Origin of the sequence: Peribacillus sp. NPDC060253 (assembly GCF_042727425.1) — a bacterium.
Classification (GTDB): domain Bacteria; phylum Bacillota; class Bacilli; order Bacillales; family DSM-1321; genus Peribacillus.
On the sequence record NZ_JBHXAS010000146.1, the window covers coordinates 1 to 10,130 of the forward strand.

The 10,130-nt window shown below is 37.3% G+C and carries 11 protein-coding genes and 1 pseudogene; all 12 read left to right on the top strand.

All coding sequences use genetic code 11. The features are described from left to right. Positions 1-67: 67 nt before the first annotated feature. The 12 genes and pseudogenes from murQ (at position 68) to ACFWE9_RS23715 (ending at position 10,107) form a co-directional block, all read left to right on the top strand. Positions 68-952 carry an N-acetylmuramic acid 6-phosphate etherase gene (gene murQ, locus ACFWE9_RS23660; protein ID WP_230159582.1) on the top strand — a complete coding sequence of 295 codons (885 nt, stop codon included), beginning with the start codon at positions 68-70 and terminating at the stop codon, positions 950-952. A gap of 33 nt (positions 953-985) precedes the next feature. Then, positions 986-1,291, top strand: coding sequence for a PTS sugar transporter subunit IIB (locus ACFWE9_RS23665; protein WP_230159583.1), 306 nt, complete (start codon positions 986-988; stop codon positions 1,289-1,291). 52 nt (positions 1,292-1,343) lie between these two features. Further along, complete coding sequence (locus ACFWE9_RS23670; RefSeq protein ID WP_230159584.1) at positions 1,344-2,633, top strand: PTS sugar transporter subunit IIC; 1,290 nt, start codon at positions 1,344-1,346, stop codon at positions 2,631-2,633. A gap of 74 nt (positions 2,634-2,707) precedes the next feature. Continuing rightward, complete coding sequence (locus ACFWE9_RS23675; protein ID WP_377359092.1) at positions 2,708-2,989, top strand: hypothetical protein; 282 nt, start codon at positions 2,708-2,710, stop codon at positions 2,987-2,989. 49 nt (positions 2,990-3,038) lie between these two features. After that, positions 3,039-4,370, top strand: a complete 1,332-nt coding sequence (locus ACFWE9_RS23680; protein WP_230159586.1) for a 6-phospho-beta-glucosidase — start codon at positions 3,039-3,041, stop codon at positions 4,368-4,370. An 83-nt stretch (positions 4,371-4,453) separates the two neighbouring features. Beyond that, positions 4,454-4,783 (top strand): PTS lactose/cellobiose transporter subunit IIA, encoded by a 330-nt coding sequence (locus ACFWE9_RS23685; protein ID WP_230159587.1) that lies wholly within the window; start codon positions 4,454-4,456, stop codon positions 4,781-4,783. Between the two features lie 24 nt (positions 4,784-4,807). After that, the gene (locus ACFWE9_RS23690) at positions 4,808-5,893 is read left to right on the top strand and encodes a DUF871 domain-containing protein (protein WP_377359094.1); all 1,086 of its coding nucleotides are present in this window, start codon (positions 4,808-4,810) and stop codon (positions 5,891-5,893) included. A 66-nt stretch (positions 5,894-5,959) separates the two neighbouring features. Then, positions 5,960-6,853 (top strand): N-acetylglucosamine kinase, encoded by an 894-nt coding sequence (locus ACFWE9_RS23695; protein ID WP_377359096.1) that lies wholly within the window; start codon positions 5,960-5,962, stop codon positions 6,851-6,853. Between the two features lie 24 nt (positions 6,854-6,877). After that, a complete protein-coding gene (locus tag ACFWE9_RS23700) occupies positions 6,878-7,753 on the top strand; it encodes a MurR/RpiR family transcriptional regulator (protein ID WP_377359098.1) in 876 nt (291 codons plus the stop codon). 104 nt (positions 7,754-7,857) lie between these two features. Beyond that, entirely contained in the window at positions 7,858-8,586 is a 729-nt protein-coding gene (locus ACFWE9_RS23705; RefSeq protein ID WP_230159591.1) for a GntR family transcriptional regulator, read from the top strand. 101 nt (positions 8,587-8,687) lie between these two features. After that, the gene (locus ACFWE9_RS23710; protein WP_377359100.1) at positions 8,688-8,897 is read left to right on the top strand and encodes a hypothetical protein; all 210 of its coding nucleotides are present in this window, start codon (positions 8,688-8,690) and stop codon (positions 8,895-8,897) included. A 371-nt stretch (positions 8,898-9,268) separates the two neighbouring features. After that, positions 9,269-10,107, top strand: a pseudogene (locus tag ACFWE9_RS23715) (pentapeptide repeat-containing protein). Positions 10,108-10,130: the final 23 nt, after the last annotated feature.

The window sequence follows — 10,130 nt, forward strand, 5'->3', positions numbered from 1 at the left end:
TGTTATATTCTCTATAGATAAAAGATATTTCAACACCATCACTACTGAATTAAAAAGGATGATATGTATGCTAGAGCATTTAACGACAGAGCGTCGTAATGAAAAGACCATGTGTTTGGATGAAATGAAAACGCTTGAATTTTTAGAGGTGATGAACGAAGAAGACATAAAAGTTGCCCATTGTGTAAAAAAAGAACTTCCGCAAATTTCAAAAGCTGTGGAAATGATCGTTGAAGCAATGAAAAATAACGGCAGATTAATTTACATGGGTGCCGGAACAAGCGGGCGCATCGGTTTATTGGATGCCGTGGAATGTCCCCCAACATTCAATACTGATCCTAGTGAAGTAGTAGGTATAATAGCAGGCGGGGAAAAGGCTTTCATTAAAGCAGTAGAAGGTGCCGAAGACAGTTTTGAATTAGGCCCTGAAGATTTAAAGAAAATCGAATTAACAAACAAAGACGTTTTAGTAGGGATTGCGGCTAGTGGACGCACTCCATATGTCATTGCCGGTTTGGAATATGCCAATCAAGTTGGGGCAGGTACAGTATCCATTAGCTGTAACAAAGGATCAGAGATAGGGAAGATCGCAAAAGTTGCGATTGAAGTTGTAAGTGGGCCTGAGGTTCTGACTGGTTCTACACGTTTAAAAGCTGGAACATCCCAAAAATTAGTATGTAATATGCTTTCCACAGCTTCAATGGTTGGTGTTGGAAAAGTTTATGGGAATTTAATGGTAGATTTACAACTGACAAACGAAAAGTTAGTTGAACGTGCAAAACGCATTATCATGGACGCTACTGACTGTAGTTATGAAGTTGCAGATGAATTTTTAGAAAAGGCACATTCTCAGCCTAAAGTTGCAATTGTCATGATATTAACAAATGTTTCATATGAAGAAGCATTAAATCGTTTGGAAAAGGCACAAGGATTCATTAGAAAAACGATTTAAAGCTTTTAATAAAAAATAATGGAGGAATTAATAATGAAAGTATTATTCGTATGTTCAGGTGGAATGTCAAGTGCAATCGTTGTAAGCGCTTTAAAAAAGGAAGGAGAAAAACAAGGTGTAAATATAGAAGTGTTAGCTGTTGGCTCACAAGAATTTGATGCGGAGGTTCGAAACGGTTGGGATGTTGCAATGGTAGCTCCTCAAGTCAAGCATCGTTTTGATGGCTTTAAGGCATCTGCCGATGAAGCGGGAGTCCCATGTGAAGCAATACCTGCTCAAGCTTACAGTCCTCTTGGTGGTCCTAAGCTATTAAAACTAGTAATCGACCTAGCAAAATAATAACCTAACGAGAACTTCTTATCTATCAAAACGTAAAAGGGGAAAACAACCAATGGACAAGTTTGTAGCTTTTTTAGAAAATAATCTTTCAACACCGATGGCTAAATTGTCTGAGCAAAAACATTTGCGCGCAATTCGGGATGGTGTGGTTTCTGCGTTACCATTCATCATCTTTGGGAGTTTATTCTTAATCATTGCTTTCCCGCCTGTTTCAGCAGACTCTGCAGTAGGTGAATGGGCAGCAAAACACATAGCAGAAATTTTAATACCGTATCGATTAACGATGTTTATTATGACGTTATATATTACTTTTGGTATAGGCTACAGTTTGTCTCAAAGCTATAAACTTGATCCGCTTTCAGGAGGTTTACTATCTTTAGCAGCCTTCTTGTTCACAATAGGTGTAAAAATGATGGATGGTGTAGGGTTTGTATTGCCAATGACAAATCTCGGGGGCCATGGTCTTTTTGTAGGAATGATTGTTTCCATTTTTGCTGTTGAAATTTTACGTCTATGTAAGACCAAAAATATCACGATTAAAATGCCGGATTCCGTTCCAACTTCAGTAGCCCGTTCATTTGAAGCTTTAATACCGGTTACAATCGTACTGCTTGTCATGACCTTAATTACAGTCGTTTTTGCTGTTGATTTACATTCACTTGTAGATAAAGCGGTTGCACCTCTCATTAGTGCAGGCGATACATTGCCAGGTGTATTGATCCCAGTGTTCTTGATTACATTCTTCTGGTCATTTGGTATTCATGGCGTATCAGTAGTGGGTGCAGTTGCTCGTCCCGTTTGGGAAGTGTACTTAGCGAATAACTCGGCAGCAGTTGCAGCTGGAGAGGTAATTCCCCACGTGGCTCCTGAAACATTCTTCCAATGGTTCATTTGGATTGGTGGGTCTGGTGCAACATTGGGGTTAGTCATCGCCATGCTCTTAACGGCAAAATCTACCTATAGTAAAGCAATGGGGAAAGCAACAATTGTTCCAAGCATCTTTAACATCAATGAACCTGTTATTTTTGGGATGCCAATCGTATTAAACCCAATTTTGATCATTCCATTTATAATAACGCCATTAATTGGTGCGACACTTGCCTATATAGCAACGTCCATAGGACTGGTAAACCCCACATATGTAATGGTTCCCTGGACATTACCAGCTCCAATAGGTGCCTACCTTTCAACAGGCGGTGATTGGCGAGCCATTGTTCTAGTCATGGTGAATTTAACAATTTCCGTTATTATTTATCTGCCATTCTTTAAAATGTACGATAAAAAGCTTTTGGCACAAGAAAACATGGTAGAAACAACAGATAATAAAAATATCGCTTTATAAGGAACACGCTAAAAGGGAGTTTGGACTAAGTGCTCCAAGCTCCTTTTACTATAATAGAGAGAGGGAGGATAAACATGAATTCAACATCCAGAATTCACTTTTTTAGTTACAAAAGTGCCTTTCTATTTTTTAGCTTTATTCTTGTTTTTAATTTTATCTTTAACACAGTAATGAATGCCTTTGAGATAGATAAACGATTTTCACTGTACTTAGGAAATACCTTTGCCATAAGCGCAGGTTTGACGATGGTTGTTTGTTTGGTTGAAGGTAAGTTTAAAAACAAGAAACAAGCGTCACTATTATTCTTGTCATTACTAGCAGTAAGCGCACTGGTTTGTTATGCCATTATTGTGTAATTGGCTAAAATGTTATTAAAAATATGCTTACTTATGAGGTGTTAGGAAAATGGAAAAGAAGAAAGGGCTAAAAATCGCCACAATTGGTGGTGGCTCTAGTTATACACCAGAATTAATAGAAGGTTTCATTAAACGTTTTGATGAGTTGCCTATTAGTGAACTTTGGTTAGTGGATATCGAAGCAGGAAAAGAAAAACTGGAGATTGTAGGAACCTTAGCAAGGAGAATGGTAGAAAAAGCAGGGATTCCAATGGAAATTCATCTTACATTAGATCGCCGTCAAGCCTTGAAAAATGCGGATTTTGTCACAACGCAAATGAGAGTCGGTTTACTTGATGCACGGGTCAAAGACGAGCGGATCCCGTTGGAATTAGGATTAATTGGTCAAGAAACGAATGGTGCGGGTGGATTGTCTAAGGCATTACGAACAATCCCCATTCTGTTGGAAATTGCAGAAGAAATGCAAGAGCTTTGCCCTGATGCATGGTTAATTAACTTCACAAACCCCGCTGGCATGATAACGGAAGCTCTTCTCCGGTATAGTAAGCATAAAAAAGTCATTGGGGTATGCAACGTCCCATTCAATATGCATATGTCCATTTCTAACATGTTGGGTGTTGAAATGAAGAGAGTACACATAGATTTCGCTGGGTTAAATCATATGGTATTCGGGATACATGTGTTCGTTGATGATCAAGAAGTAACAGATAAAGTGCTTGATATGCTTGGTGACCCGGAAATACAGATGACGATGAAGAATATTGCTCCTCTAGCTTGGAACAGAAGGTTTTTGAAATCATTAGGGGTGGTTCCTTGTCCATACCATCGCTATTATTACAAAACAAAAATGATTTTAGAAGAAGAGCTGGAAGCATTCAAATCAGGGAAAACCAGAGCTGAAATTGTGAAAAGATTAGAAGAAGGTTTGTTCGACCTATACAAAGATGAAAACCTGGACATCAAGCCTCCACAATTAGAGCAGCGTGGTGGAGCTTACTATAGCGATGCAGCATGTAATGTCATTTCTTCTATTTATAATGATAAAAAGGACATTCAAGTGTTAAATGTACAAAATAAAGGATCGCTTACTGAAATTGATTATGATTCAGCAGTCGAAGTAAGCTGTATTGTCACCAAAAATGGTCCAATTCCGATGACAATGGGTAAATTACCCGTCCAAGTGCATGGCTTGATTCAACAAATTAAATCATTCGAAAGAATAGGAGCAGAAGCAGCTGTTACAGGTTCTTATGATAAAGCGTTGTTAGCTTTAACGATTAACCCGCTTATCCCAAGTGATGATCTGGCGGAATTGGTTTTACAAAGACTGTTAAAAGCACATGAAGAATATTTACCAAAGTTCTTCAATAAAAATGCGTGAATGATTTTCAAGCATTAATATGGAATACAGCTTTTTAATGAAAGATTACTTCAAAATCGAACATCAATAGGAGTGTAAATGATATGTCAATGGAAATGAACAATAACGAAATGGAAATTTTTGAAATAATATCTCATAGTGGAAATGCGAGAGGATTAGCATTTGAAGCATTGTCAGAAGCGGAAGAATTCAATTTTGAAAAAGCAGATGAACTTATTAAACAGGCTCAGGATGAATTAAACTTGGCCCATAAGACTCAAACCAAGCTTATTCAAGCAGAATTGAATGGAGCTCCCAGTGAAAAGACTTTATTAATGATTCATGCTCAGGATCACTTGATGACGGCAATGAGTGAACAAAAACTAATTGAACATATGATTCGGATTGTAAAAAAGCTAGCCCCACAACAGTAATAAAAACAAAGAGGTGATTAAACAATGGGCAAACTAGGTATTTCCATCTATCCAGAGCATTCCACCGTTGAAAAAGACATGGAATACATTGCATTGGCACACAAATACGGATTCAAAAAGATCTTTACATGCTTGCTATCCGTCGAAGGTGATAAAGAGAAAATTTTAAAAGAGTTTAAAGAAACGATTTTATTTGCCAATCAATTGAATATGGAAGTGATGGTCGATATTGCGCCTCGAGTATTTGGGGCTTTAGGCATTTCTTATAATGACTTATCATTTTTTGCAGAGTTAGGTGCGTATGGAATCAGGTTGGATATGGGTTTTACTGGAAATGAAGAGTCGATTATGACACATAATCCATATGGCCTGAAAATTGAGATAAACATGAGCAATGCAACAAAATATTTAGAAAACATCATGGATTACAAACCTAATAAAGAAAACTTGGTCGGATCACATAACTTCTATCCTCATCGCTATGCAGGGTTGAGCTATCCTCATTTTATAAAATGCTGTGAGTCTTTCAAAAAGCATAATATCCGCACGGGGGCATTCGTAAGCTCACAAGCAGCAACATATGGACCTTGGCCTATAACGGAAGGATTATGTACATTAGAAATGCACAGGGAATTGCCCATTACGACACAAGCGAAGCACTTGTTTGCGACAGGATTAATAGATGATGTAATTATTGCAAATGCCTACGCATCTGAACAAGAATTGAAACAGCTTAGCATGCTAAACAGTGGTCTGTTAGCATTTAATGTAAATCTACACGAAACCATTACTGATTTAGAGAAAAAGATCGTCTTGGAAGAATTTCATTTTTACCGTGGAGATGTATCCGATTATCTTATTCGCTCGACTCAATCACGCGTGAAGTATAAAAACGAAGATTTTAAACCAACATTTACGCCAGATATTAGACGTGGTGATATTTTAATTGAAAATGAGCTCTATGGGCAATATAAAGGTGAATTGCAAATTGCATTGAAAGATATGAAGAACTCAGGGAAAACGAATGTAGTTGGCAGATTAGCAGAAGAGGAAGTTTTTCTGCTAGATTATTTGGAGCCATGGGGAAAATTCCAATTCAATATGAATTAGAATCTTCAAAGGGAAAGGGGCAGGAAGATTAACATTCCTCCCTTTTTTCATGAATAGGAGAATGATATGAGTTATATTATCGGTGTTGACGGTGGTGGCACGAAAACCGAAGCAGTTGCTTATGATTTGGGTGGTCATAAAATAAGTGAAGGCAAAGCGGGATATGGAAATTTGCTTATAAATGAAAAACAAGCCATTGCTAACATCATTTCTGCAATAGAACAATGCTTGGCCCCTATTAAAGGAAAGTGTCACTACATTTGCTTAGGATTAGCTGGGTTTGGAGGAGTAGAAAATTCAGAGGGGATAGAAAATGCATTAAGAATGGCATTTAATACCCCATTTACCATTGTAAATGACGGAATTATCGCTCATGCTGCATTACTAAAAGGCAAAGATGGCATTTTGACCATTTCCGGAACAGGTTCTGTAAGTATTGGCATCCATAATGGAACCGAGAAGATGGCTGGTGGCTGGGGACATATACTTGGAGATGAAGGAAGCGGCTATTGGATTGCCATGCAGGCTTTTATAAAAATGACCAAGGAAGAAGATGAAGGATTGAATTATAGCCACTTAACTAAGTCAGTCCTTAAAAAACTAGGCTATCACAGTGTAGTAGAACTGAAGAAATTCATTTATTCTTCAACGAAAGCCCAGATTGCAGCTTTTGTTCCTCTGATTGTCCAACATGCAGATACTGGCGATGATTTCTCGCAAAATATTCTTAGAAAAGCAGGTTATCACCTTTCTAAAAATACCCTTGATGTTTGCAGGAAGTTAAAGTTTAGTGAACATGTTACAATTGCAATAAAAGGTAGCATTTTGACTAATATCCCATTAGTGCAAAGCTCTTTTATTCATCATATTCAACTTGAAAAACCGGACGTAAAACTTGTTATAGAAGACGTATCGTCCACTTTAGGTTGCTATTACATAGCATTGAAGCATTTAAGGTAATTAAAGATCAAGGGAGCCAATAATATGCACGTTGAAAATGTCTTATTAAAAATAGAAAGTTTATTAAATCAATTGCCTAAATCTGAAAGAAAAATTGCCCAATATATATTAGAAAATCCTAAAGATACAATAAGGATGACGATACATGAATTAGCTGCTCAAGCCAACGCCAGCAGTTCGGCTGTAACAAGATTTTGTCGTTCCATAAAAGTTAACAGTTTTTCAGAATTAAAGGTATCTTTATCATCTCTTACTTCGCAACCAGAGAAAAAAGGATTCTATGACATTGAACCTAATGAAACGATTGCTTCAATTAAAAATAAAATAGTTTCTAACTCTGTCCAAGCTATACAAGAAACAGCACATTATCTAGATGAAGCCGTGCTAGACAATATAGTTGAAACCATGAGAAATGCAGATGTCATTTATGTCTATGGATTAGGAGCTTCATGGCTCATTGCTGAAGATATTACACAGAAATGGTTGCGATTAGGAAAGATTGTAAGTGCCAATCAAGACCCGCATGTTACGGCCACGGCGCTTGCTTCATCATCGAAGAATGCTGTTTTTTTCTGTATCTCTAATAGTGGCGAAACGGAAGAAGTTCTGCAACTTGTTGATATTGCAAAAGCATATGGGATTAAAACAATTGGATTATCGCGCTTGGGGAACAATGGATTAACTAAAAAAGTCGATATGTCTTTACATCATGTACGTGCACCAGAGGCTAAGTTTCGAAGCGCAGCAACAAGTTCGCTGTTTGCACAATTTCTAACCGTCAGTATTATTTTCTATGCGTATGTATCAAAATACTATAATGAAAATAAAAGTGGAATTGAACGTTCAAGGGAATCTGTATTAAAATTCACAAAAAGAAATCTAGATACTTCTGATAAGTGAGATCTAATCTGCAGGAATTATTTATCGTGAGTTTTTTACTTGAGATGTCCCCAATCTGGATGCCAATCAAATTGACATCACGATGAAAGGAAGATGTACGCTAGATGATCCAAAAGAATATTCCGCTTCCGATTTATTATCAACTTGAAGAGACGATTAAACAATCGATTCAAAATCATGAAATAGTGCCAGGAGAAATGATCCCTTCAGAAAGAGAATACACTGAAAAATATCAAATAAGCAGAATGACGGTGAGACAAGCCATTTCTAATCTTGTGAATGATGGCTATTTATACAGGCAGCGCGGAAAAGGAACATTCGTTTCCCACCAAAAACTCGACCAACCCCTACAAGGATTAACAAGCTTTTCAGAGGATATGCGTTTAAGAGGACTTGAACCAAGTTCACGTGTAATCAGTTTTACAGAGGTCAAAGCTGATCAGGATCTTGCGGCAAAGCTTGAGGTTGAAGCGGGAACAACTATTTTCGAGCTAAAACGTATAAGGCTTGCTGATCGGTTGCCGATGGCATATGAAAAGCTATATATTTCAAAAGAACTTGCCTACGGTCTCACGGAAGAAATAGCTGCAACCTCCATATATAGCTATGTAGAAAAAACGTTTGGCCTAAAAATCCAGCATGGCAGACAGGTGATAGAAGCCTCCATTGCTCAAAAAAGGGAGGCGGAAATGCTCGAGATTGCAGAGGGTTCCCCGGTAATGCTAATTGAACGAAGAAGCACCCTTGATACAAAAAAGCCACTTGAGGTTGTCAGATCCGTTTACCGTGCAGATCGATATAAACTAACAATTAATTTGGACCGATTATCATAATTAGCAAAACGAATTAATAATTGACTAATATTTTTTCTGAAGCTAATAAAAATCGTTGGTAATAAAGAAAGTTACAATAATTTGTAAAGTGATATACATGAATGCTGGAAAACAAAGATTATCAAGGCGATTCCTTAGCAAGGAGAATCGCCTTTTCGTGTGACAGGCATGTTCAGCAATTAGTTGGTACAAGTCGATTATGGATACTTGCTGATGTTGATGCCATTGGTCAGCCTCAAGCTAAATCGTCATTCGATGTTCAACACTCCATCAATTTATTGACTACGATTAGGGAGCAAGGAGCATCATAAAACCCCTTATACTGCAGTTCTTGAGATATAGTTGATCTAATGGAACTAAAAGCTCCTCGAATCAATTGATTCGAGGAGCTTTTTAAAGCGATAATATCAAACTCAGCAGTAATGGCATTTAATATTTACTAGCTGCTCAAACATTGAGAAAGAGGAATTACAATTTACAAAGATGAATTCCTTGATTAAAAAAGGTGACCGCCCGCGGAAAGCGAGTGCCTGGAGTGGAAGACAAACTCCATTATTATCGAGTTTGTCTACTGTCTGAATAATCATAATGATGATTGTTTTTATATGGTATTATTCTTGTAGAGGAACACATCTCAAGATAAGTATTTAAAAGGAATTTTTCATTAAAGGATGTGTAAGTATTGTCTAGTCAATTGAATAATGACAATATTCAAAATGAATTTAGTGCAGACTGTAAAAAATGTTTTGGTTTGTGCTGTGTAGCTTTGCCTTATGCAAAATCAGCGGATTTTGCTCTTAATAAAGATGGAGGGACTCCTTGCAAAAACTTGCAATCAGATTATCGTTGTGGGATTCATAAAAATCTCAGAGTGAAAGGTTATCGAGGTTGTACTGTATATGAGTGCTTTGGGGCAGGTCAAAAGGTTTCGCAAGTGACATATCAAGGAAATGATTGGCGAAATAACCCAGCATCAGCAAAGGGAATATTCGATGTATTTCCAATTATGCAACAACTTCACGAGATGCTTTGTTACTTAAATGAAGCACTAAACTTAGAAGAAGCTCAACCTATATATAAAGAATTGCAGGATGCATTGACGGAAACTGAACAACTCACTTTTCTAAATCCAAAATCTATCATGGAACTAAATGTACCGGCTCATAGAGCTATTGTTAATGATTTACTTCTACAAACAAGTGAATTAGTACGTGTAAAAGTTAAGAAAAACAAAAATCAAAGAAAAAAAAGCAAAATAAATAGGGGAAGTGACCTTATCGGTGCTAATTTAAGAGGTGCTGACCTTAAAGGAGAGGTGCTTTACTCATAGCCTGTAACCTTAGAGAATCTGACATGAGAGTGACTGACCTAATTGGTGCAGACTTGAGAGATGCTGATTTACGTGGAGCTAACCTCATGGGAAGTATCTTTCTCACTCAAGCACAAGTAAACTCGGCTAAGGGCGATTTGACTACTAAATTGCCACCTTCTTTAAGTATTCCTGAACATTGGTTTACTTAAATTTGTAATAATCTATTTTAATA

Excerpts from the sequence above, each read along its gene's own strand:
- murQ (WP_230159582.1), top strand. The coding sequence starts at position 68 with ATGCTAGAGCATTTAACGACAGAGCGTCGTAATGAAAAGACCATGTGT.
- ACFWE9_RS23665 (WP_230159583.1), top strand. The coding sequence starts at position 986 with ATGAAAGTATTATTCGTATGTTCAGGTGGAATGTCAAGTGCAATCGTT.
- ACFWE9_RS23670 (WP_230159584.1), top strand. The coding sequence starts at position 1,344 with ATGGACAAGTTTGTAGCTTTTTTAGAAAATAATCTTTCAACACCGATG.
- ACFWE9_RS23675 (WP_377359092.1), top strand. The coding sequence starts at position 2,708 with ATGAATTCAACATCCAGAATTCACTTTTTTAGTTACAAAAGTGCCTTT.
- ACFWE9_RS23680 (WP_230159586.1), top strand. The coding sequence starts at position 3,039 with ATGGAAAAGAAGAAAGGGCTAAAAATCGCCACAATTGGTGGTGGCTCT.
- ACFWE9_RS23685 (WP_230159587.1), top strand. The coding sequence starts at position 4,454 with ATGTCAATGGAAATGAACAATAACGAAATGGAAATTTTTGAAATAATA.
- ACFWE9_RS23690 (WP_377359094.1), top strand. The coding sequence starts at position 4,808 with ATGGGCAAACTAGGTATTTCCATCTATCCAGAGCATTCCACCGTTGAA.
- ACFWE9_RS23695 (WP_377359096.1), top strand. The coding sequence starts at position 5,960 with ATGAGTTATATTATCGGTGTTGACGGTGGTGGCACGAAAACCGAAGCA.
- ACFWE9_RS23700 (WP_377359098.1), top strand. The coding sequence starts at position 6,878 with ATGCACGTTGAAAATGTCTTATTAAAAATAGAAAGTTTATTAAATCAA.
- ACFWE9_RS23705 (WP_230159591.1), top strand. The coding sequence starts at position 7,858 with ATGATCCAAAAGAATATTCCGCTTCCGATTTATTATCAACTTGAAGAG.
- ACFWE9_RS23710 (WP_377359100.1), top strand. The coding sequence starts at position 8,688 with ATGCTGGAAAACAAAGATTATCAAGGCGATTCCTTAGCAAGGAGAATC.